Raw genomic sequence first — 25,068 nt, 5'->3', positions numbered from 1 at the left:
CAGAGATAAATCATAGCGATTAGCCCTACTTAAAAAGGTAGGGCTAATTTATTTTTATAAACATTTTTGCGCCTATATACTGAATTTTAGTAAGTTTTTGTATAGTTAATTAATAAATGCTATAAAATACTTTTACGATAATTTACTTATGCCTAATATCCTTAACTCAGCCGAAATTATCCTACCTGAGAATATCAAAGTTAAACTTGAATCTTTAGATTTTATCAATCTAACTAAATCAAATTCAGAAATTAATTTCGATGATCATCATGATTTGGATTTAGATTTAGATAAAACTTTTAAACTTCACAGTACAGTGCCATACATGAATGTGGCACTTGATAATATCATAAATGCCATCTTTGGCAGCCATAAAATTAGTATATCTACGCCAAAATATATAGTTTTTCAAAATGGACAGAAAATCGAAATCACTGTTAAAGGCTTACTGAATAAACAAAAAATAGAAGTAAATTTTGGAGATAAAACCACATTAAAATATAAATTATCTAAAAATTTCAGCTTTAAGTTTTTAACAAATACAATACCTATTATCACCGATTTAGACCTTGTTAATACAGAGCTAAACATAACTGATACTAGCTATTGTTTTACTCATCAAAAGTTAGGCGGTATCAACTTAAACCAAGGATTGAATTTTATTGGTGACATTGATTTAAATAATTTACCTGAAAATTTTAGTAACTTTATTTGTGGAAATTTAGGTATGGCTGGCTTCACAGCCATGATTAGCTTTAATCCTGTGGGACAAGTGAGTTTAACAGGTAGTATTCCTGGCGATGTTCAACTCTTGTGCCAGCAACAACTTAAGGCTAATTTTAATAATTTACTGATCAATTTAAATATTGGAACTGATTTAGAACCAAACTTTGGACTAACAGGAAACTTAATTATTGAAGGCTACGATATCACTCAAGAAAATGAACCGAAACTATCGCTATCTGGTAGCCTTTCTCTAGAACCAGAATCTTTAACAGCATTCTTCAGCCAGCAAAGCGAAAAACCTTGGTGTAATCCTTATGGTTTAGTTGGAACTGAACTTCGTAATGTTAGATTTCAAGGAGGCGGAACATATTTACCTCCTTATTTTGATAATTTTGGTTTTATTGGTGATTTGAAATGGGAAAAATCTGATTTGGAAGTTGCATTCCTCATGGATACTAATGATCCTGAAAGATTAGCGTTAATTCTAAACCCCAAACAGATGGTTAATTTAATAGAGTTGTGGCGGGGGCCAGTCACATCTTTTATTAATAAACAAGTAGGTTATTCAATTGATTTAGTTAATCAAGCTTTAGGATTTTTAGAAAACTTACTCAACTTAAGCATTGAACCACTTGATAGAGATGGAGACGGCATACTTAATCCTTTAATTAAGTATGTACCTTTCCCAACCACAATTGCAGCACAACCCATATCAGAAGGTTTAGAAATTAATGGCAAAGTTAATGCTTGGGGTCATGAGGCAATTTTAAGTTTGCAAGGTGATAAAGCTTTTAAGCATATTGAGGGTTCCTTAAAAGTTCCAGAAATTGATTTAGAATTTTTGAAAATTAAAGGTACAGATGACGATAGTTTAGATTTATCTCTCAAAGTAACTCCTGATGAGCAGTATCTTCAAGGAGATGGTTATGTAGAGATGATGGGCAAAGAAATTGCCAATGTAGAATTTAAAATTACACCTGAAGCAGCCATATTTAAAAATTTTGATATTAGTTTAGCGCATCTGTTGAGTATTGATGTTGATGCCTTGAGTATTGATAGAAAGTCTGGTAATGGCATTGGTTCAGGAACAATTTTATTTTTAGGTAATACTTTAGCAGGTATCACGTTTGATGTTAGCAAAAATCATATTAATTTGAAAAATGTCCAGCTAGGTTTAATCGGTTTCCTAAATTTAATGATTCCGAACCTGACAGTTGACTTTATCAACCAAAGCGCCACAGGCACAGCAAATATTTTCGCTTTTAATCAATCCTTGGGTAAGGGAACATTATCATTTGATTCACAAAACATAGAAATTAATCATGCAGCGATTAATCTAGGAAATATCCTAAATGTCAGTGTGCCACATTTTCAACTTGATTTAATGAAAAGAAAGCTAGTTGGATCAGGCGATGTCACTGTCTTAGGAAAACAATTTACTGCATCAGGTATTAGCCTCAGCAAGAGAGGTTTGCAAGCTACAAGTAATTTTAATTTTGGTATTTTAGCTTTCAATGGTGCTACAGTCACCCTGCTAAAAGGTAATAATGGTCAGATTAATAATTTTGCTAGTATTGCTGGAAACCTCAAGTTTTTAGGTTATACATTTGCGGATATCAATGCTAGTGTTAATAGTAATAAATTAGTTACATCAGGCAGCTTTAATTTTGCTGGCATTTTTATCCTTAAAGGCGTAAATAATCAAAGACATGCAACAATCACACTTAAAAACGCGCAGAATGGAAGATTTAATTCTGTTAAAGTTATGGGTAGCTTTTATTTGTTGGGTCAAGAGTTGACTGCTCTGACGATTAGTGATTATCACGAAACTCTGAAAATTTTAGGGATAAAAGTTATTAGTAACAATAGCCGTAGAAAGTAATGTTCAGTGAATTAAAACAATTTCTTGCCACTTCCCCTCATGATTTATCGGTAATTTTGTCCAAAATATTCATCTGGAGTGTGTGGTTAGTTTATGTTGGCTATTTATTATTAAGTGATATTCCGCCAGGAGAATCACTGCTGCATATCACAACCAAAACATTAGAAGAAATATTCAATTTGAGTATGAATTTTTGGTTGGTATTACCAATCATTTTTCCTACTGAAGCACCAGTTAGTAATCCCACACTAGAGGGATTATTCAACATTGTGATGTCTTGGGGATTATTATTTTGGGGTTTTATAATTGATGGTCGCAATCAGCGATTTCCAATAATTACATTCTTACTTGGTACAGCATTACTGACCAATGTATTTTTTCTCCCTTGGTTGGGGTTGCGTCAAGCAAATCCACAAGCACCAAAAAATGCTTTAACATTTGTCGAAAAAGTAGGTGAAAGCCGAGTTTTACCTTTGGTTTTAGCTGGGGTTTTTGTGGTTTCATTGAGTTGGGCTGTATTAGGTCGTCCTGAGTACGGTGATATTACAACCCGTTGGCAAGGTTTATTAGAATTATTATTTAGCGATCGCCTCGCATATTCTTTTGTGGTAGATATGTTAGTATTTTGGTTATTTCAGTCATGGCTAGTTAAAGATGATATGGCACGTCGCCAATGGAATAACGAGAAAATACTTTGGCTAGTCCGCTTGATACCATTTTGGGGACTGATTATATATTTGTGGCTACGTCCGTCACTAAAACTCGAAGAACAGGAAAACAGTTAGCTTCAAGCATAGCGACCATGAATTTTTAATTGTAAGACATCCGAGATAAAGTGCTTAAAACGTAGCGTTTACATGCTTCCCTGTCAGCAAAAATTTGTAATAATTTGTTCACTTTAGTGATTTCAAACAACATGTTAACCTGATCACTAATAGAGCAGACAAAAAATTTGGCGTTAGCATTACTTACCATTTGCATTGCCGACACTAGATAACCCAAGCCAGAACTATCTATAAACTTAATTTCTTTCATATCAATCAATATAATGTTAGTACCATTGTTTATCAAGGTGCTAATTTCATTATGTAATTGATGTCCGCTAATTTTATCTAAAATACCTGATGGCTCCAGTACCGTTAGCCGAAGTTTATTATTCATAACTTAGTTACCTTTTTGAGAAATTCAAGTTATACCAATTTGAAAAAATAATGCGACAAATCTATTAGACTCCTCCTCAACTCTCCCCTTGGCAATGAGAGAATACAGTCAGGCGGGAGGGGTATCTGTTGCCAACATTATTTCATTTGGTGTTAGTTATAAGAAGTGATCACTTGATAAATTACAAGCGATATGATGTATATTTCCTATACTTTCAAGAAAAAAGCTTTGACTGTTGGTTTGAAACTTACCCCCGTTTCTGACTCAACGCAATGTGTTTTTTGAGAGTATAGAAATTATAGAAAATATACTATCGATGCTTATAAGGACTTTTGCCCTAATACAAACGATGTTGATATCGCTATGAATTAATTGCAATTTATATAAATCTTTGATGCAAGTAATGCAGTCAAAGCAATTACTTTAAGTCCTGAAAAATTAATTGTATTGGAGTTACTTTTTTCTGGGTACATACTTTATACCGCAATTAGCTATTCAACGTCGATGCTGGAGAATTGTTTTTGCTAACTCTTTATCAACGAAGTAGCAAACAACCCATAATTACATCAAGCACATATATTTTAAATAAAGATGTATGATTTTTTTACAAAATTTAACGTGTAATTACATAAAAAATATCTAGAATTTTTCAGAAAATTATGTGAAATCCAGTGTTTATCAAACTTCAACGGCTATGTTAGCCAGAGGATGTTTATCTGACTTAATAGGTAAAGTGATGATAAATTCTGTTCCTTGACCTAATACAGAGTTGAGATGAATTGAACCGCCATGTTTTTCTGTAATCACTTGATGGCTGATGGACAATCCTAAACCTGTACCTTTACCTACAGGTTTGGTCGTAAAAAATGGGTCAAATAAACGAGATTGGATATTTTCTGGAATACCAACGCCATTATCGGCGATGATAATTTGGACTTGCTTTGGTTCAGTTGAGAGAGTCCGAATCAGAATTTGATTGGGGTTGGCTGTAATTTCTTGTAAGCTGTGATGACGACTTTTTTTCTTCTAAGGCATCGATCGCATTGACAATCACACTAATAAATACTTGGTTAATTTCTCTAGCGCAGCATTCTACTAATGGTAGTTTGCCATATTCTTTGATAATCTCAATTGCTGGACGATTAGCTTGAGCTTGCAGACGATATTGCAACATGACTAATGTATTATCAAGGCCTTCATGTAGATCCACCGCTTTATATTCTGATTCATCTAAACGAGAGAAGTTGCGTAAAGATAAAACCATTTGTCGAATGCGTTCAGAACCCATGTGCATAGATTTGAGGATATTCGGTAAATCTTCTTTCACAAAGTTAAAATCTAGATTTTCGATTTCTGCATTTAGGGATTCTGGGGGATGGGGGTAGTGGGATTGATAGGCATCTACTATATGTAATAAGTCATTTGTATATTGCTGAATGTAATTTAAGTTGCCATGTATAAAAGTAATGGGGTTATTAATTTCGTGGGCAATACCAGCAACTAATTGCCCTAAAGCTGACATTTTTTCACTTTGTACCATTTGTGTTTGGGTACGATGCAATTCTTTTAAAGTTGTTTGTAGTTGCTCATTTTTGTGGTTGAGTTCTTGAGTGCGTTCTTCGACTCTATCTTCTAATTGCGCGTACAATCGAGCATTTTCTAAAGAGATGGCGGCTTGAGAAATTAATAACTGTAAAATTTCTAGGCGATCGCGGGTAAATGCTCCCACTGTCAGGTTATTTTCTAAATACAAAATGCCAATCAATTTACCTTGATTCAAAATTGGCGCACAAAGCACGCTTTTGGGTGCATATTGCAATATATAAGGATCAGCTGCTAAGGCTTGTTCTATAGCGGCATTTTCAATCACCGCTAAGGAGAGGGAATTTTTTCACCTGATTAATCAGACTCAGGGGTAGTATTTGATGATCATCAAAGGGGAGAGAACGCAAAATGCAACTGGGTTGTTCGAGTTGATAAAGTGCTTCAATAAACCAGGCATTACCTTTTGGCATTAGTAAGGCACATTTATCAGCACCAGCGTTTTGGAGGATGACTTCTAGTAAAGTCGAAAGTAATTTTTCTAACTCAATTTCACTAGAAAGTGATTGCGAAACTTTGACAATGCTGGCTAAATCTAGACTGGTTGAAAGACTACTTTTACTGAAACTAGAACTATCAACTTTCTCTGAGGAGGTGGAAATAATGGTTTCTGTGGCGTTAAAAGATGCTTGTTGTTTGTGCAGAATTGTGACTAGTAGTAGAGGATAGCGATTTTCTAAATCGATGACTTTGGCTTCTGCACCCCAACGGGTATAACAATAATACGCTTCCAGCATATAGGCTTGAGCGATTTTTGTTCTACCCCAAGCAAGATAAAATTTGGCAGCTAGTTCATTTGCTAAAGCTTCTTCATTGAGAAATTTGTTGTCTTTGGCAAGAGTAATGGCGCGATCGTAATGTTCCATTGCTGCTAATTTTTGACCGCGAACTCGACATTTTTCTGCTTCCACTAAATGCCACTTATGTAAATGATTCAATGGGGCAGATTGCGCCCATTGATGCAGAGTTGTTTGATGATTTTCTACCTCAGCGAGAATTTGGTCTATTTCTGGTTGGGTGGAAATAATTGCTAAGTGAGTGAGGGCTGCATAGAAATGGAAAACAGGAATATGAATTAGTCCTGATAATGCCACTCTTAAATAAGGTTTGACTTGGGTAATGTAGTCAAGCGCATTGGCATAATTACCATAAGAATAGGCCAGCAACAGTTTGTAAATATAAACAAAGGCAATTGCTGAGAGATCATTATCTTGTTTGTGCTTTGGCAACATCACCGTTTCATCATATATCTTGCCAATTAAGCAATCTGGTTGATTGACGGTTTCTTTCAATTGCTCGACTGTTTGCTGTATCATGTCTAAATAAACACGCGCTGAATCTTGTTTAATTTGAGCTAAAACAGCAGTAAAAGTAGGAAATTCCAGCGTTAATGTGTTCAGGTCTACACCAACAAACATTTTTGTAAAGGCATAACTGACTATGCTATAGCCAACATAGAGAAAATCACCAGTTTCCATACCAGTTCTTTGGGCTTCTTTTAATATGGAAAAGGTTGTCAAAAATGCTTGTCGGCGATGTTGAATAAAACAGGCAAACAGTGTGAAAGTGCAGGATTGCCAGCTTTGAGCATTTAATTTATCTAGTACGGAGAGTGCTAATTTCCCGAACTTATAGCCAGTTTCAACTTCGCCTAAAAAGGCACACAATACCAAACCCTGAGTTACATATCCTACAGTTGAGGCGGGCGCATTGCCAAACTCCAGCGATAACCGCACCATTGTTGTACCCAACAATGGCAGTAAACTGGGGTTCCCCAGAAAAATTGGTGCAAACAACATTCCCAGAAGCTGCATTACAGCTTGAGCTGTAGGTTCACTCATCAGGGGTAAATTAATCAGTTCAGCAATTTCTCTGTTGTTGAGTTGCTGATTTACCTCTGCTAAAGCTTTGCCAAGATGAACTTCGTCTAATTCTCTGGGGAATTCAATTCCTAGTTGTTTTAAAGCTTCTCTACCAACTGCGATCGCTGCTAACATTTGACTCTGAGAAGTTTGGGCGGCGATTTGAATTTCATAGATTTTCACTTTGTCAAGGATGGTTTTAGCTTGTTGCAATACCAATGCAGCAAACTTCTCCATCCCAGCAAAATCACCATTTAAATAACTGGCTTCGGCTGCTGCTATATGTATTTCTAAGGCTAATTCATACTGGGTTCGCCAGCAGTCAGTTTCCAAAAGTGCGATCGCAGTTTTTAAATAAGCAACAGCAGCAGCATAAGCTGTAGCTGTTTTTGCTTTAGCACCGGCTTTTAAGTTCAGTTGGGCGAGGATTTGGCGATCGCTATTTTGGCTAATTAATGCTTGACCTTGATTTAAATGCCCAACAATATCAAACAGCTTTTCTACTTGTTCAGTTTCTGATAATTTTTGCTGAAGTAATTGACCAATTTGCCAGTGAGTTGCTTGTTTTTGATTATCAGGAATTAGAGAATAAGCGGCTTGTTGTACACGGTCATGTAAAAATTTATAAGCAACCGTTATTTGTCTTGATTCAGTTATTTTTTCTTCACTATTTTCTAACGCAAAACTAACATTACTTTGTTCGGCAACATAATTACTTGTATTAACTAATGACTCTTGTTGATAGAATTTATAAACATCGTTAATTGGTAGAATTAATCCTTCTTTTAAGGCTTTCCACAAAGCAGTAGCAGTATCTACTTCTGATTGTTCTGAAACAATTGCTAAAGTCTCTAAATCAAATTGATTTCCAATACAAGCAGCTAATTTTAATACTTGTTGCGTCGCTGGTGGGAGTTTTCGCAGTTGCGAACTCATGAAATTGACAACATCTTCTGTAACTGCTTGAGTTGTAATTTGAGCAATATCACATTGCCAACAACCTAAAGTTGCATCAAATTTTATCAGACTATCTTGATATAACGCTTTGAGGAATTGTGTGGTAAAAAAAGGATTACCTTGAGTTTTATGATATATTAATTGAGAAATATTTATGACCAAATTTACAGGACATTTGAAAGTGTCAGCAACTAATTGATTAATATTTATCTGATCTAGAGCTGCTAGAGTAATCGTATTAATTACTACTTTTGTTTTGCGGATTTCATTTAAAGTAAAAATTAATGGATGTCCAGGGTTAACTTCATTATCTCGATACGCACCAATTAATAAAAGATGATTTGTATCAGTCATTAATGTTCGCATTAACTTTAATGATGCTGAATCTGCCCATTGTAAATCATCTAAAAATATGACTAAGGGATGTTCTGCACTGGTAAAGACTTTAGTAAATTTTTGAAATAACAAATTAAAGCGATTTTGAGCAGCTTTACCGAATAACTCTAAGGCGGGTGGTTGTTCGCCAATAATACTAGCTAATTCGGGGATAACTTCAATAATTATTTGTCCATTTTCGCCGACTGCTGCTAATATTTGGCTTTTCCATGCTTGTATTTGGGCATCACTTTCAGTTAACAATTGTCCCATTAAATCTCGGAAGGCTTGCACAAAAGAATTAAATGGAATATCCCGTTGAAATTGGTCACATTTACCTTTGATAAAATAACCATGTTGGCGCACAATTGGTTTATGAACTTCGTTGACAACTGCGGTTTTGCCAATACCAGAAAACCCAGCGACTAATACCATTTCTGTTGCGCCATTACTAACTCTATCAAAGGCTTGCAACAGAGTTTCTACTTCTGTTTGTCTGCCGTAAAGTTTATCAGGAATAATAAAGCGATCGCACACATCTTGTTGAGCAATTTCAAAGCTAGGAATTTTCCCGTTAGAATTTAGCTGCTGTAAACATTTTTTCTAAATCAGATTTTATTCCCAATGCACTTTGATATCTATCTTCCGCATTTTTCGCCATCAATTTGTTGACGATTTCTGCAAGTACATTAGGGATTTGGGGATGAATTTGATTGACTAAAGGTGGTTTTTTGGCAATGTGACAATGCACCAGTTCTATTGGATCATTTGATTGAAAGGGTAATTCACCTGTGAATAATTCGTAAAAAGTAATTCCTAAAGAATAAAAGTCAGTCCGGTAATCAATTCCCCGGTTCATTCTCCCTGTTTGTTCTGGTGAGATATAAGCCAGCGTACCTTCTAAAATGCTGGGATTCAGGATAGTATGATTTTCTCGTGGTAATAAAGATGCAATACTAAAATCGATTAATTTAACTTGTTGAGTTTCGGTATTAATTAATATATTGCTGGGTTTAATATCTTTATGAATAATGCACTCTTGATAAAGTATTTCTAAACAATTGCAAAGGGCGATCGCTATCTGTAAAAATTCCTTCAGAAACTCTACGCTTACCCTCCCTCCCGCCTCCCGACTCTTAATTCCCCATTCCCGCAGCGAAATTCCACTAAAATCTTCCATGACTAACGCATAGCCATTTTCATAATTTTCTAGACTATAAGTTTGAATAATTCCGGGAGAGTTGAGATTTTTAGCAATTGTATACTGATTGCGAAACTGCACAAGTTCATTAAAACTCGGATAAGGGTTCTTCAGCAGTTTAATGATTACCGATAATGAATCAACCTCTCGAATAGCGCGATAAACTAAAGTTTTAGAACCGTTGTAAATTTCTTTACGCAATTTATAACCGGGAATTCTCAGCATAGTATCAAATTGACATAAATACTAAACTTAGTATTCCCATCTAAACAAAAAGTTTTATCATTGAAGCAAAAATTGCTACTTGTATTTACAGAGATTGGTGAGCATTCAAAAACTTTAACCATCAAACTGTATGAGTCAGTAAAATGTATTTTCTAACGCAGATATCAAGACGAGATCAAATTAATTCAACTTTGCCCAGACAAGTTGATTTGACAAAATCCTAAATCTCCAACTCAAGACTATAGCCGCACTAGCTAAACCTATGGCTAATCCCCACCACAGACCAATAGTTCCATAACCAAACCAAATTCCCAGTGCATAACCAGTTAATAAACCAACACACCAGTAGGCAAAAACACCAATTAACAGTGGGATACGAGTATCTTTTAGTCCGCGTAAAGCTCCAGAGGCGGTGACTTGGATGCCATCAACGATTTGAAAAATTGCTGCAACTGCTAGTAATTTTATTGTTAAGTTGACCACATCTTGATTGTCTGAATTATTAGTGTCTAAATAAAGCGAAACAATTAATTTTGGAACTAACCAAAATATTAGAGCCGCGATCGCCATTGATAAAGCCCCCAAGGCAATACCTACATATCCAGCCAAGCGGACACCCTGCAAGTCTTTCTCTCCCGCTAATTGCCCAACACGTACTGTAGTTGCCAAAGAAATACCCAAAACCATCTGAAATGACATCGAAGCTGTTTGCAAAGCAATTTGATGGGCGGCGAGCGCAGTTGTTCCCAATTGCCCAATAATAAAGGTGACAACAGTAAATAATCCGGCTTCTACAGCAACTAATCCGCCAATTGGTAAACCAATTTGAAAAATATCCCAAATAATGCGCCGATTTTGTTTGCTAAAGTGGGAAATAGGTGAAAACTGAAATATTTTGTAAACTGCAAAGCGACGTTGACTAAATATATAAATAGCCAGAGTAATAAACATACTCCACAGTGACAAAGTACTCGCCCAACCAATACCAGCTAGTCCCAGGGCGGGTAGTCCGAATTTGCCAAACATTAAAACATAGTTAGCTGTAATATTGAAAAGCGTACCCAAGACAACAGTTACCATAACTAACTTTGGTTGGGAAAGGGCAGACAGAAAGCCTTTGAATACAGCAAAACCCAATGCAGGGATAAAACCCCAAGCGATCGCTCTTAAATAGGTTTGTGCTAATGCGGCTGCATTCACATTTTGTCCCAACAGCACGAGCAAAGTACTGCCATACCAAAGTAATACTGTAATTGGGATGCCTAATAGCAGAGATATCATTAACCCTTGTCGCACAATCTGACCAATTTGTTCAGGCTTACCAGATCCATATACTTCTGCGACTAAGGGACTGATAGCAGTAATAATACCTGTAGTAATCATCAAACAAAAGGTAAATATTGCCGCACCCAAGCCTCCAGATGCGATCGCTTGACTGCCTAACCAACCCATCATCACTGTATCGACAAAGCCGGTTGCTGATTGGGCTAATTGGGCTGCGGCTAGTGGAACAGCTAACAGCAGACATTGTTTAACTTCAGAAATCAATCTGGAGCCACTGGTATTGTCCTTGCTCATGGGAAATTACTTGAGTATGGGGAAATTTGCCATCTTTTACTTTTGCAGAAGATGGCAAATATTAACTATCAACAGCAGTTTATGTTGTTGGTAGTTAATTTCACTCCTCTAAATGGTCTATTTCCCCAGTTTCATATTCATACTGCTCAACCACTTCTTCCTCGTCGTCTTCCTCATCTTCGTAATAGTGTTCCACAAATACATAAGGTTCTAATCGACCAGTACTTGCTAACCAATCAAGCAAAGATTGTTCTTGCTTGAGCGGAATAATCGCTGCTGGCTGATAACGGGGTTCTTCGTGGAGAGCAGGGTTAGATAGCTTAACCATCGTTTTTATCCCCGAAGAATCTATCTGTGTACCAAGTTGCCTTGAGCAATGGCAACTTGGTATGATTAACGATCCGCTATGTGTAATCTCCAAAACCTCTGACTTTTGGCAGATGTTCTTCTCTCCACGAGAACGATTTGCGGTTAATTTGCAAAGTAAATTTTTTGGCGTGCGATCGCCTACATGATTTGATAACTCTTGATGGGTGCTATGTAGACAAACAGATTTATCTGTCAAGTTCCTATTTAATTCTTCCTATTCCCTGTTCTCTCTTCCCTCCCTAAACATAAACACAACAACCAAGCAACGCCTGATTGTTGTGTAAGGGTGTGGCACTTACTGTGAAGCTCTGCTTAAGAAATCAGAGCGAGGGCTTACTTGTAAAGTTCTGTCGCTAAACGCCAAGCCAAAACGCCTGGAATTAGCGCCACAACTAGAGCAATATAAACTTGGGTATCTGAGATGGTCATTGTTGAAAACCTCCTAAGCTCAAATCGATTTTCGACAGTTCGTTTACTACTTTTCCTTGTTTTGCCGATTTTGGGGAATATCTTGTTACAAGATGCAACAATAGCCCTGGTGAATCAGTAGTCTATAGTTATCTTTCATTATAAAAATTTATAAAAATATGGATTTGTATTTAGGGATTGATTATGGAACCTCTGGTGCAAGGGCGGTGGTAATTGATGAGCGAGGGAATGTGCAAACAGAGGTGCGCTATCCTTGGCAGAAGCAGATGACACAACATTGGAGTCATGCGTTATGGAGTTTATTAGCCGAGATTCCTGAGCCATTGCGGCAACAAATCAACGCGATCGCCATTAATGGGACTTCCTCTACTGTTTTGCTTTGTGATGGCGCTGGTAAGCCTATAGATGCCCCTTTACTTTACAACGATGCGCGGGGTGCAGTAGTACTAGAGCAGCTTAAAGAAATTGCACCACCAAACCATACAGTATTAAGTGCTACTTCCAGCCTCGCCAAACTTCTGTGGATGTCACAGCAACCATTTTTTTCCGAGGCTCGATATTTTCTCCACCAAGCCGATTGGTTAGCTTTTTTGCTGCATGGACAATTGGGTATTAGTGATTACCATAATGCTTTAAAGCTGGGCTATGACGTAGAAGCCTTGCAATATCCAGAATGGTTAAAACAGTTAGAAATACCGATTCAGTTACCGCAAGTTTTAGCACCAGGAACACCCATTGCCGAAATTCGCCCAGATATTGCGATGCAATTTGGTTTTCGCCGTGATTGCTTAGTATGCGCGGGTACAACTGATAGTATTGCGGCTTTTATTGCCAGTGGGGCAGAATTACCAGGGGAAGCTGTGACATCGCTGGGTTCAACCTTGGTACTGAAATTATTAAGCCATACTCGAATAGAAGATGCCAGATATGGAATTTATAGTCATCGTTTCGGTGATTTGTGGTTGACTGGCGGTGCGTCTAATACAGGTGGCGCGGTGTTGCGGGAATTTTTTACGAATGCAGAGTTAGAAAATTTGAGTCGGGAAATTGATCCAGCCAAAGTCAGCAACTTAGATTATTATCCCTTGTTGCAACCAGGCGATCGCTTTCCGATTAATTGACCCCAAATTACCACCACGACTCACACCGCGCCCAGAAACACCAAAAGAATTTTTACACGGTTTACTAGAAAGTATTGCTCGGATAGAAGCTAGGGGATATGAACTATTACAAAGCTTGGGCGCAAATCAAGTACAACGAGTATATACAGCAGGTGGCGGTGCAGCAAATTCTACTTGGACTGCTATTCGTCAACGACATTTAAAAGTACCTGTTGTTGCTTCAGTTTACACCGAAGCTGCTTACGGGACAGCACTTTTAGCTAAAACAAAATATCGCAATCCTCAATGATTTATAAATGTGGCAGAAGGCAGGAGGTAGGAGGTAAAAGTCTGACTATGCCTAGCATTTGTGCTTTTTAAATTTTCTCACCTATACTTCAGCTGCTATATCTTTCTACCTTGTCCCCCTTACCTCCTTTATCCACGTATTAAAACTAATTCGGAAATGCTCAATGTTATCACTGACAAACATTCGCTGGCGCACCATTCTTTCTCTGATTATTGTTCTGCCTATTGGACTTTTATACAGCCACTATCGCTATTCTATTGAGGGGTTTAACCAAGAAATAGGAGGAATTTTGTATGAGATATTTTGGTGCTTGTTGGCATTTCTATTTATTCCGACTCGCAAGGCAGTTTGGCAAATTCCTTTATGGGTATTAGCCATTACTTGTTTATTAGAATTTATGCAGTTGTGGCATCCACCTTTTTTAAACTGGGTGCGTTCATTTTGGTGGGGAAGAATGTTAATTGCTACTACCTTCACTTGGGTAGATTTTCCCTATTATTTTATTGGTAGCGGGTTAGGGTGGCTGTGGTTACGGCTGATAGTTCGGGGGGCAAAGTTAAAATAATTGAGAGCAGGAGGCAGTGGTTCGGCTGCGCTCACCAACTAGAGGGAAAGGTATTACTATACCCAGCATTTGTGTTTTTTAAATGTCCTCACCTATACTTCGACTGCTATATCTTTGAAGGAAGAAGTTAGCCCTTCAACTACGCTCAGGGCTAACTTCTTCTATGGCAAAGCTATGTAATCACGGTAAAATCATTACTACTCAGTATGTGTAGGGTGTGTTAGGCGTAAGCCGTAACGCACCGAAAACTTTGCGGTAGATGCGTTACGCTGTCGCTAACGCATCCTGCGTACATTTCAGAAATCAAATATTAGTTCTATATATTGACTATAGAATTGATTGTGATTTGATATCAGTGTCGTAAATCTCATAACAACCGACAGGAATCTTATGAACAAGTTTCAGTCTTTATGTATTGGGGCAATTTTGGGTATTTTACCCTTGAGTGTTGCTACCAAACCAGCGGCGGCGATAAACATAGTTCAAAATGGTGGATTTGAACAGCCTGACATACCAACCGGTACCTTTAAAATTCAAAATCCCATCCCTGGTACATGGACTTTAACACCTGATTCTGATCCCAATGCGGGTATTGAAGTGCAGGACAATGTCGCTGGAAGTCCATATGAGGGTAATCAATTTGTTGAGTTAGATGGTACGGCCGTTAGTGGTATTTATCAAGACCTAACTACGGTAGTTGGTCAAGCATACACACTAAGTTTTGCTTTTTCACCGAGTCCTGACGTAGCAGATAATAGATTGAATGTTTACTGGGGAGGTAATCTAGTTGATAATCTCTTTGCAAGTGGAGTTGGAAAGACAAACACTGATTGGAAAACTTACGCATATAATCTAATTGCAACCAGCACAACAACGAGATTGAGGTTTGATAACTTAGATGAGTTATCTGATGGTCTTGGCCCATACATAGATGATGTAAGCGTGACTCCTGTTCCTGAACCTTTAACTATGGGTGGTCTAACCATAGGTTTAGGGTTTGGAGCATTCCTCAAAAATCGTTATGGCAAAAAAAACGAGCAAATAAAGAAGGCTTAAAAGCAACTTTTGAGCTAATTGGTAATCGTGCTAAACGCAAGGCTCTAACCTAAGTTTTGCAATTTACCATGATTTGAATTTCCTTAGTGAAAAAACTAAAAATCACAAAGGCTCGGTTAAATTTCAGTTTTCTTAATGTGTTTCTATAAAAAATTTGAGTTGTTTGAACCAACATCCTCTAACTCTAGAATGTTTTGAACTGTGTTCTTGAATTGAGAGCAAGCTGTTGCATAAGTAAAGACGAGATAAGTACTCTTGATTTGGTTTTTGAGCCATGAATAAAGCATTTGTATTGGGATGACGATTTGCTCAACTCCATTTAAAGTCAAAATATGAATTCCTTGAAAACATTGAAATATCCATCTAAGTGTGGGACTGCTCGTTAATTTACCGAGTTGATCTTTGACTTCAACTTTGGCTCTTGTTTAAGCTATTTCTCAGTTGCCTTTACCAGAGGAAGTGATTGGTATCAATATTTTGTGAATTGGTATTAGCCCTTCGACTACGCTCAGGGCTAACTCCTGCTGTGACCGAGCTACGCAATCACAGTAAAATCGGTATTGCTCAGAGTTGGTCGATTAGACAGTTGGGCTATTTGAACTTTGGCGACACTACCAATACCATCTTGATCAAAGAATAGTTTACCGCTACTTCTGTCGTAGATAAAGCGATCGCTTGCTGTAGTTGCACTGGTACCCAAACGGAATAAACTAGGCTCAAGTGTACCTATTGCTTGGTTCAGTCCAAACTCTGACTGAGAAATCACCAAGCTATCAACACCAGATACAAAGTCAGTGATAATATCGGCATTTCCAGCCCCATTATTCAGATAAAAGCTATCTCTACCATTTCCACCAGCCAGAATATCTCTACCTAAGCCGCCGATGAGGGTGTCATTACCAGCATCACCAAGCAGCATATCGTCACCAGCACCACCATTCAAGGTGTCATTACCATCGCCACCATAAACGATATCACTGCCTTTTTCACCATAGAGGCTGTCATTACCAGCCCCGCCGTCTATTATGTCATTACCATCGCCACTATAGATGACATCATTATTACCTAAGCCGCTAATAATATCGTTACCCCCCAAACCGCGGATAACATCGATTCTGCTAGTTCCCAGTAATACATCACTACCGTTAGTGCCGTTAATCTGGTTGCTACCAAGGGTAACTGTCAAGTTAACTGTGGCTGTACTAGTTAAATTGCCATCACTCACGGTGTAAGTAAAACTGTCAGCACCAGTGAAGCCAATTTGTGGTGTGTAGGTAAAGGTGTTATCGTTATTTCTGACCAAATTACCCGTTGTCGGATTGGTAAAGCTGTTGATAGTCAACGGATTACTATCTGGGTCGCTATCATTGGCGAGAACATTAATAATTACTGGTTGAATATCCGTAGTTGTGGCGCTGTCATTCCTAGCGGTTGGTGTTTCGTTGACATTATTGACAGCTAAGGAGAAATTAGTAGTAGCATCGGGAGTAGCACCAACTGTCGGATCATCTACGGCAACTGTCACACTGTAGTTAGAACGGGTTTCAAAATCTAAGTTAGTGTTAGCCCGCAGATACAGTACAGAATTGTCGATTTCAAAGAAACTAGCATCTGCACCAGTTAAACTCAGGTTATTTGTGCCTCGTCCATCATCGGTAATGGCGATGTCTGCAACTTTGATGCGGTTGGTGGTATTAGTATTTTCGTTGATGCTGGCGATCGCATTATTAAATGTCACCGCCGTTGGTGCTTGGTTGGCTGGTGGTAAATTGAACCTGGCAATCACAGGATCATGGTCGCTATCTTGATCAAAAAACTCTGAGTTGATGTGAACCACATCATAACCATCTAAATTATTGACCAAGTTCTGACTTGCCAAAATGTGGTCAAGTACCTGGGCGTTACCCTGAAAATTATAGGTGTAACGCTCGTTTGCTGGTAGCGTTTCAATTAAAGAAGTTAGCCCTGCACTTTCTAATGTGGTGAGAGGATTAGAAAACTCAAAATCATTCAAATCACCTAGCACTACCACATTCGCATTCGGGTCAATTGCCAAAATCTCTTGCACAAAGTCTCTCACAATTGTGGCTTGTTGCTGGCGTTGCGCTTCACTACTGAGAACTGGCGGTTGACTTGGGCCGAATAAAGGTTGGTCGCCACCTTTGGAGTTAAAGTGATTGCCAATGAGATAAACACTTTGACCGTTAAAAACAAACTCACCAACTAAGGGTTTACGGCTGCTGTTGAAAGCGGGGTTTGTCGGGTCAATTAACCCAGGACTAGTAGAAAGGGTGGGAGTACCATCAACATTAGTGACGGAAATATTCGTAGTGGAACCACCACCAGGACGGTCTACAAAGCTGACGCGATTGGGGTTAAACAAGAAGCCGACGCGAATATTACCGCCTGGTTCACCACCGTTGGTATCATCCACTGGGTTAATCTGACGATATTGATATGTCGGGCCGCCAGCTTGGGCGATCGCATCTATCAATGTCTGAAAAGTTACACTGGCATCAACTACACTGTCATTCGTCGCCCCGTTATTATCCTGAATTTCTTCTAGAGAAATAATGTCAGGCGATCGCAAGTTATTCACAATTCGGTTAGCCAAGTTATTAAACTGGGTTTCACCATCACCCGGATCGAGGTTTTCCACGTTGAAAGTAGCAACTGTCAATTGATCAGCATTACCTGTTAAGTTTGTAACTTCTCTTTGCAGAGTTGATGGCTGTACTACCGTAGGCGCAGATGGAACCAGGACTTCATAATTGTTAAAATCGTAGTTAACAATACCTGTAATTGTACTGAGTTGAGCTCCGACATTTACACTTGGCAATGTCACTGAGCCATTGATTAAATCATCAATTTGAATCCGTTCTGGGTTACTGTCGGTAGCTGTGATCAAGCTACCGCCTCGCTCAGTCCGGCTTGTGGCATTAACTCCATTGTCAGCCAGCACCCAGATTTCCTCAGAAGTACCAAAGTTGGCACTTGGAGATGTCGTCACAGGATTGTCAACCTGAACTAACATCCCTTCTAGACTTTCGTAAAAATCGATACCTTCATTTACTGGATCGAAATCTCCACCTGTTTCTACGTTACCGCTAGTAGCAAAGTCATCATTGATCACCTGGGTGGGAATTGCCCGTCCGCCATTGCCCAGTATTGTTGGGGTAATAGTTGTAGTCGGTGCATCTGTCCAAGCACTCACACTCAAACTCTGCACACTGTTGTTGTTGCCGATTTGTGTGATGGTGAGGTTGTTGGAGTTGTTAGCTGGGCGAAACTCCGATACTGTACCACTAACTAATACTGCTTCTCCAACGGTGCGGGCGCTGAGGATAGCAGAAGTAGTACCTGTGAAGATGAAAATCCCTTCGGAGGTTGCATCATTGTTATCAGGAGTAGGATCTTGGATGTAGAAGCCGTTAGAAGCGATCGCTGTAACAATCCCGGCGACATTTACTACACCCTGTCCATTGAGGGGTGAAATATGTGCTGTGCCTTGAATATCATGAATACGAACTGCCCCAGGCGCAACATCATTATCAGCAATTGTGACTGTAGCTGTGGCGATTGCGCCTAAATCGTAATCAGCAGTATCCACCAGCGTCAACGTAACAGTTTCATTCCCTTCCACCAGCGAATCATCCACGGGTGTAATTGTGATATCCACAAAGGACTGTCCACCAGGTATTGTCACACTACCCGTCAGGTTTGGTGTGTAGTCTGTCTGATCTGCACCACCAGCAACAGTGTAGTTAATAGTCAGCGCATTGGTTGTATCGCCTGTGCGGATGATGCGGAAAGTTCCGGGGTCGCTTGCTGCTTCGGCGGCGGTTGCATCGGTAGCTGCGATCGCTACTGTGGGAACCGCAGGCGGTGTGACTCCAGTAGAAAGGGAAAAATTGTCAATCGCCAAGCCATCATCTGCGTTAGCAACATCAAAATCTAACCAACGAAACCAAAAAGTTGCACCATTGGGGATATTTAGCCCTGTAATACTTGCTGTGATTTGGTTGCTATTAGTATTTCCATCCAGCGCCCCTACAGTTCCGGTAGTTACGGGAGAATTGAAATCTAAATTATCAACATCTACCCAAGCTCCTGTATTTAAAGACGTTGCATCCAGACTGTACTGAAAATCTAAGCGATCAGCTCCTCTGTTGGCTGCACCCAAACGCCATTGTTCACCTCTATAGGACAAATTCAACGTTGTAATTGTGCTACCTGTTGTATTCGTAAAGCTTGCGCCGATTGAGGGGTTGAGAGTACCTGAGCGTAGAGTTCCAAAAGCTCTCTCACTAGAACCTGTTGCGCCGAAACTATATATATCGCCTGCGTTATTAGAGCCAGTACCAGCCGTGTACTGTCCGTTTACATTTGCACTGGTTCCAGTTTCCAACAATGCCCAACCAGAAGGAAGTACACTACTGCTACCAGAAGATGCCAAACTATCAAAGTTCTCAGAATAAGAGCCATTAAATTGAATTGACATTACTATTTGTCCTCAGAACTATTTGCAGAGACATGAAATTTAGAGCGATAGCCAGATGCGCTTCGCCCGTAAACATAGAATTACGCTTTAATCAGGCAGCCCCGATAAAACAAGTTTCATCAGACTTGCCACACTACTGCATCGAGTATTTTTGTATATGCTGCAAATTAAGTGGAGAATAATTTTTTTTGCGTAAATCGTCCCCGAAAATTTACAGAATCAAGGTTAAGGAAATACTAGGAACAGGTAAATTTAGAGAATATTTCAGGACTTACGCAATAACTCTCTCAAACTCTTATAACTTTGTGTCCTTTGCGGTTCGTTTTTTCATATTTTTGCGTAAGTCCTATATTTATGAAAAAGCAAAAAGCAAGTGAGTTATGCTCACCTGCTTTCTTTGCATTTTGGATATTGTATCAAGCTGCTCAGTCGTAGTTAGGTCGGCGGAAACAAATCAAACTATGGTATGAAAAGTCCGACAATAACATCACTGACCACGACTAACTGGAGCTACACCAGCAAAAGTTAACAAATCAGTCATCCGAAAATCTTGAGGTTTGCCTGTTTTAGTTGGTAAAGTCGGCACCCAAGACGGATTTACATTGAGATAAGAATTTGGGTCAACCTGAAGCAGACCGATAATTACCTCACCAACAATCCGACCGCCCACTTGGCCTAGATGTAAGCCTTTTTCTTTCAGTTCAGCTTCTTTGAGGATGTAGTACCAAAGTGGTGTGGAGGTGTCGAAGGTAGGGTAAATACTCCGAAGCTCGGCCAAGTCGTACTTACTTAGTACGGGTACACCCATCTTCTGAGCGATGCTTTGACCAGATGGTAGTAGCCAAGTTAGGTGTCGGAGCAGGTTACGTTGGATAAGTGAAGTCGGAGGAGTACCTGAACCAATAGTCTGAAGTGGCAAGTTAAACAGTGGGCTAGAAATTTTCGTATCGATTAATTTATTCGGTCTGACTTGATTATCTCCAAAGTCGAAGAATGTCTGCCATCCAATAAAGCGTCGTGCTGCTCTTGCTCGACCGCGGAGGTCATCTGGATCAGGTTTTCCCTCTTGAGAAGGATCGAAAATGAATGCAAAGAAGGGCTTGCCATTGTCACCAGCCAAGTTGGCTCGGTAAGAAGGCCGGATCATACTGTGACCGATACGATAACCAATTTGGAACTCAACTGGGATAAATCCTCTATTTGGCAAGGGATTATAAAATTTACGCCCATTTTTTAATATGTCATTCACCATATCCTGACCAACTACCAGTGGCAAAAATTCATGGAGGATTGTCCATTGGTAGTGCCATGTGGTCAATTGACGAGCCTGACGAAAAACATCATCGTCCGAGATATTAGGAGACTGGGATCTAACCAAATCCACCAGATGGTTGTGAAAGCTATAGAACGCAGTTACCAACCCACTGATAATTAAATGCTGATCACCGCGTGGGTCTGCAATAATCGCTCGATTGTTTGCGTCTCTCGGTAAATCCTCAAACAAGCCGCCACTTTCAAGTTTCAGCTTAATTGGATCTTTAAGGTCGTATAGATTTGGCGAACCTATCGGCCCAGAACCGTAGATATTATCAAGGTCAAAGGCTGCGGTTCGAGAGTTCGTTGCCGAGACTGGAGGTGTTACTTGCCCTAGTCGAGATGTCGTATCAAAGGTTATGTCAAGATCCAAAAACTGGGACATAAAGGTTGTACCAGCTGTATGGGTAGGGTTGTTGGGATTGTTAACGTTGAGAGTAGGATCAGTGATCAGGGCTATTGGCCCTGCGGCTAAATTGTCTTTAGCATCTAAGATACCCCCTGGTTTGCCCATTTCCATCAGAGCATTTTTAACAATCGGGCTGGGTGGCGCAAAGGGTGGTAGATTACGAAACATCCGGCCGAATCTACTGGGTAGAGTCGCATCAACAGACTGTGCTTTCACTTCTCTATCAAGAAAACCACCCACTATCACACCGATAGAAAAAATAGCAGTAATAGCGATCGCTAACACAGAAAGGATTTTCTTTTTCAAAAGTGCTTTATCTTTTGAGCCTTTAACTTTTGGGCTATTCATAATTTTCATTAGGACTATTTAACAAAAAACCAAGTATGTGCAGTTATGACATCTACACAAAACTGACTCTATCCATCTACGTCAGCCACAGTCCTTGTAAAACACAGAAGTAATCTCGGATTTTACTTTTAAAAACAAGGGAAAACACAAAAAGAATAAAAACCTAAAGGCAATACTAAACCTTTATCTTTGCAAGCTAATCCAACATCAACCTGTGCTAAATTTGCACATTAAAATGTATAACAACAGCAAACTTATAGGACAGTGGTAATTATTTTCACAGAGAAAATAGAGATTTTTATTAGTTTATTTAAAAATTTAAAATTAATTAACGTGAAGGTATATGATATTCGTACTCCATTTATAGGACTTACGCATGAGTTTACCTGGTGTCAGGGTGTTGGGTACATACATCCATACACCCTTTCCGAAATCCTTGATTGCTTATCTCACTACATAAGTCATACATTACTTTCAGTGATGATTAACGAATAGAAAGTAATAGATGAACAAGGTTCATTAATTAAATGCAGATTGTCATATCTACCACTACCACGATCAAATTTATTCATAAGCGTAGTCAACTCAGTTTTCTTTAATGACTCCAAATCATGTAAATTTTATGAACCCTGATAAATCATTAATATAGAGACAATTGAATACCAACTTCAATATATAAAAATTGAATTTGATATTTATCTTTTTAAGTTCAAACATCATAATATTATATTGATGTGCAACCTTCGTGTAGAGTTTGTGTATAATTCGTGTAGATAATCCTGGCTAAGTTTTCAACGCTGCTGATGAGATGAGCATCATGATGACTATTTCAAGCGATACCCTAGTCCATGAACAGTTTCAATAAAGTTTTCTGCTGCACCTAACGCCTTCAGCTTTTGTCGAATACACCTAATATGGGATCTAATTGTTTCTTCAACAGGCGATTCATCAACTGACCAAACTTGTTCAATAATGCTAGAACGACTTAGTACTCGTCTACCATTAGCAACCAGTAATTCTAAAATTGCATATTCTTTGAGAGTTAATGATAGGGGATAGCCATCGTAAGTAGCTTCATAGGTGCTGGGATTTAGGTACAATTTTTCCCATAACAGATTCACTGTGCTGCTGGAACTACCTCGTCTAAGTAATGCACGAATCCTAGCCATTAACTCTTCTAAATCAAATGGTTTGGCTACATAATCATCTGCACCAGCATCTAACCCAGCAATCTTGTCAGCTACGGTATCACGGGCTGTTAACATTAACACTGGTATAGTTGCATTACGATGTGCAGCATTGTTTATGCCGACAGTACGTAACTGGTGACAAAACTTAATTCCATCTAGTTTAGGCAAGGTTATATCCAGAACTATCAAATCATATTTCATGGATTGTGTAGAGTTCCAAGCTGCTTCTCCATCTTTAGCAATATCCACTACATATTGCCGTCGGTTGAGTGCTTCTGCTAGTACTTCTGCGAGTTGAATATCATCTTCAACTACTAAAATCCGCATATTTTATCTTTTATTGAGTAACAGGCAAATATATCAGCAATGCCTTAAATTTATCATGTATAAGTAACTATTGTTTAACTCAATCTATGACTCAGCAATTAATCAAAAGGACTTTCCCAGGAAAATGGATTATGGGAGGTTTTGGTTTAACCCTGTTGCTGATGATAATGGTCTGTTTTGTTTCGTTGAAGAACACAGATGAAATCAAATCTGGCGCTAACAGGGTGCAGCAAACATATCAAACTCTCAATGCTTTGACAAATTTTTATGGCGCAATGACTGCCGCAGAATCAGCTAGACGAGGATATATTTTTTTAGGTAGTAGTCAGGATTTGCAACGTTATGATAATGCAAAGGCAGATATGCGCTCGCAACTGCAAATATTACAACAACAAATACATCCGTATGGTAGTCAAGAAAAACGATTGATAAGTTTAAATTTATTAGTCAATCAAAGATTATCTCTGTTAGAACAATCTATAGAACTTTACCAAAAAGATAAAAAAGCATTTTTATTACAAAATAATATTACCGTTAGCAGTGTTCAGATTCGAGAAAAAATATTGAATGTTATTGCAGAAATTAAAGCCGAAGAACAAACTCATCTCCAAGATTCATTAGAACAATCCAAACAGAGTATTTATTTCCGGATTTTTATAGAAATTTTTACAACGTTTTTAATTTTAATTATAATTCTTGGTTTATGTATAATTCTGGAAAAACAATGGATTAAACGTGAGCGAATTAGAGAATTAGAATCTTCTTTAGCTCAAGAAAAGAAAATAGGTGATTTAAAAATTCAATTATTTTCTATGATTTCTCATGAATTCCGGACACCCTTAAGTATAATTCTACTATCATCACAGTTATTAAGAGAAAGCCTCGAAAGTTTAGTAGATGAACAGCACTTAAAGAATATTTTTCGTGTTCAATCTTCTGCTAAAATCATGAATCATATATTAACGGATATATTAATTTTAATGCGAGCCGAAGCAGGTCAGTTGGAGTTTAAATTACAAGTAATAAATTTAGAAAATTTTTTGTTTAAATCTAGTAGAAGATTTACAACTTTTTGCGACAAAAGCAAATATGATCCGATTTCAAAAAATTGGTTCTATTTTTAAAGCTAATATTGATGAAAGGCTTTTGTATTCTATTCTTAGCAATTTATTATTAAATGCTCTCAAATATTCAAATAACGAAACTGCAATTTATTTAATACTAAAATCCGAAGCGGCTCTGATAACTTTTCAAGTTATTGATCAAGGAATTGGTATTCCATTAGCAGAGCAACATAAAATATATGAGCCTTTTTACCGATGCCAAAATGTGGAAAATATTGCTGGAACAGGGTTAGGGTTAGCAGTTGTCAAAAAATGTGTAGAGCTACATCAAGGAGAAATTATCGTAGAAAGTAAAGTAGGTACAGGTACGACATTTACGATCATGATTCCTCAAGAAAACACATAAGGATGTCAGATGGTGAAACTATACTCCCAGCTTGAAAGTCACCGAAGTTTGCTCAACGCGGGGAACCAGCGCACGCAACTTCTCGCTGAGTACTGAGCAAAAATCCTAGTA

Annotated in this window: 14 protein-coding genes and 2 pseudogenes; 8 read left to right on the top strand and 8 right to left on the bottom strand. The window is 38.5% G+C overall.

Annotated elements, in window-relative coordinates:
• Positions 1–148: 148 nt before the first annotated feature.
• Together ACX27_RS19845 and ACX27_RS19840 are read left to right on the top strand one after the other, a co-directional pair.
• Positions 149–2,608 (top strand): hypothetical protein, encoded by a 2,460-nt coding sequence (locus tag ACX27_RS19845; RefSeq protein ID WP_235526277.1) that lies wholly within the window; start codon positions 149–151, stop codon positions 2,606–2,608.
• Complete coding sequence (locus ACX27_RS19840; protein ID WP_062295112.1) at positions 2,608–3,393, top strand: hypothetical protein; 786 nt, start codon at positions 2,608–2,610, stop codon at positions 3,391–3,393. Before ACX27_RS19845 ends, ACX27_RS19840 begins: the two co-directional genes overlap by 1 nt.
• A 25-nt stretch (positions 3,394–3,418) precedes the next feature.
• On the opposite strand, the gene ACX27_RS19835 is transcribed toward ACX27_RS19840, so the two are convergent.
• The 4 genes and pseudogenes from ACX27_RS19835 to ACX27_RS19820 form a co-directional block, all read right to left on the bottom strand.
• Positions 3,419–3,769 carry an STAS domain-containing protein gene (locus ACX27_RS19835; protein ID WP_062295111.1) on the bottom strand — a complete coding sequence of 117 codons (351 nt, stop codon included), beginning with the start codon at positions 3,767–3,769 and terminating at the stop codon, positions 3,419–3,421.
• Positions 3,770–4,447: 678 nt separating this feature from the next.
• A pseudogene (locus ACX27_RS35800) lies at positions 4,448–9,991 on the bottom strand (trifunctional serine/threonine-protein kinase/ATP-binding protein/sensor histidine kinase).
• A 180-nt stretch (positions 9,992–10,171) separates the two neighbouring features.
• The gene (locus ACX27_RS19825) at positions 10,172–11,569 is read right to left on the bottom strand and encodes an MATE family efflux transporter (RefSeq protein WP_062295110.1); all 1,398 of its coding nucleotides are present in this window, start codon (positions 11,567–11,569) and stop codon (positions 10,172–10,174) included.
• 100 nt (positions 11,570–11,669) lie between these two features.
• The gene (locus ACX27_RS19820) at positions 11,670–11,897 is read right to left on the bottom strand and encodes a DUF3134 domain-containing protein (RefSeq protein ID WP_062295109.1); all 228 of its coding nucleotides are present in this window, start codon (positions 11,895–11,897) and stop codon (positions 11,670–11,672) included.
• A 61-nt stretch (positions 11,898–11,958) separates the two neighbouring features.
• Between ACX27_RS19820 and ACX27_RS34930 the strand changes: the two genes are divergently transcribed.
• Positions 11,959–12,084, top strand: a complete 126-nt coding sequence (locus ACX27_RS34930) for a hypothetical protein (RefSeq protein ID WP_256364347.1) — start codon at positions 11,959–11,961, stop codon at positions 12,082–12,084.
• 187 nt (positions 12,085–12,271) lie between these two features.
• On the opposite strand, the gene psaM is transcribed toward ACX27_RS34930, so the two are convergent.
• Positions 12,272–12,367 (bottom strand): photosystem I reaction center subunit XII, encoded by a 96-nt coding sequence (gene psaM, locus ACX27_RS19815; RefSeq protein ID WP_062295108.1) that lies wholly within the window; start codon positions 12,365–12,367, stop codon positions 12,272–12,274.
• Between the two features lie 158 nt (positions 12,368–12,525).
• Between psaM and ACX27_RS19810 the strand changes: the two are divergent.
• The 3 genes and pseudogenes from ACX27_RS19810 to ACX27_RS19800 all read left to right on the top strand — a co-directional run bounded on the left by ACX27_RS19810 (position 12,526) and on the right by ACX27_RS19800 (position 15,398).
• Positions 12,526–13,777 (top strand): annotated as a pseudogene (locus ACX27_RS19810) (FGGY-family carbohydrate kinase).
• 163 nt (positions 13,778–13,940) lie between these two features.
• Complete coding sequence (locus ACX27_RS19805; protein ID WP_062295107.1) at positions 13,941–14,342, top strand: ribosomal maturation YjgA family protein; 402 nt, start codon at positions 13,941–13,943, stop codon at positions 14,340–14,342.
• A gap of 390 nt (positions 14,343–14,732) precedes the next feature.
• Positions 14,733–15,398 (top strand): PEP-CTERM sorting domain-containing protein, encoded by a 666-nt coding sequence (locus ACX27_RS19800; RefSeq protein WP_062295106.1) that lies wholly within the window; start codon positions 14,733–14,735, stop codon positions 15,396–15,398.
• Positions 15,399–15,933: 535 nt separating this feature from the next.
• On the opposite strand, the gene ACX27_RS32960 is transcribed toward ACX27_RS19800, so the two are convergent.
• The 3 genes from ACX27_RS32960 to ACX27_RS19785 all read right to left on the bottom strand — a co-directional run bounded on the left by ACX27_RS32960 (position 15,934) and on the right by ACX27_RS19785 (position 23,487).
• The gene (locus ACX27_RS32960; RefSeq protein WP_062295105.1) at positions 15,934–19,899 is read right to left on the bottom strand and encodes an Ig-like domain-containing protein; all 3,966 of its coding nucleotides are present in this window, start codon (positions 19,897–19,899) and stop codon (positions 15,934–15,936) included.
• Positions 19,900–20,386: 487 nt separating this feature from the next.
• Positions 20,387–21,970: a peroxidase family protein gene (locus ACX27_RS19790; RefSeq protein ID WP_062295104.1), complete on the bottom strand. Its 1,584-nt coding sequence runs from the start codon at positions 21,968–21,970 to the stop codon at positions 20,387–20,389.
• 824 nt (positions 21,971–22,794) lie between these two features.
• A complete protein-coding gene (locus ACX27_RS19785; protein WP_062295103.1) occupies positions 22,795–23,487 on the bottom strand; it encodes a response regulator transcription factor in 693 nt (230 codons plus the stop codon).
• A gap of 86 nt (positions 23,488–23,573) precedes the next feature.
• Here ACX27_RS19785 and ACX27_RS19780 point away from each other — a divergent pair, with 86 nt between their 5' ends.
• Together ACX27_RS19780 and ACX27_RS34055 are read left to right on the top strand one after the other, a co-directional pair.
• Positions 23,574–24,611 (top strand): sensor histidine kinase, encoded by a 1,038-nt coding sequence (locus tag ACX27_RS19780; protein WP_235526276.1) that lies wholly within the window; start codon positions 23,574–23,576, stop codon positions 24,609–24,611.
• Positions 24,577–24,957: a sensor histidine kinase gene (locus ACX27_RS34055; RefSeq protein ID WP_235526275.1), complete on the top strand. Its 381-nt coding sequence runs from the start codon at positions 24,577–24,579 to the stop codon at positions 24,955–24,957. The genes ACX27_RS19780 and ACX27_RS34055 overlap by 35 nt, the downstream gene beginning before the upstream one ends.
• Positions 24,958–25,068 lie beyond the last annotated feature (111 nt).

It is taken from the genome of Nostoc piscinale CENA21, from assembly GCF_001298445.1.
Taxonomy (GTDB): domain Bacteria; phylum Cyanobacteriota; class Cyanobacteriia; order Cyanobacteriales; family Nostocaceae; genus Nostoc_B; species Nostoc_B piscinale_A.
The sequence above is the reverse complement of the archived record's forward strand: the minus strand, read 5'-3'. Positions and strand labels throughout refer to the sequence as shown.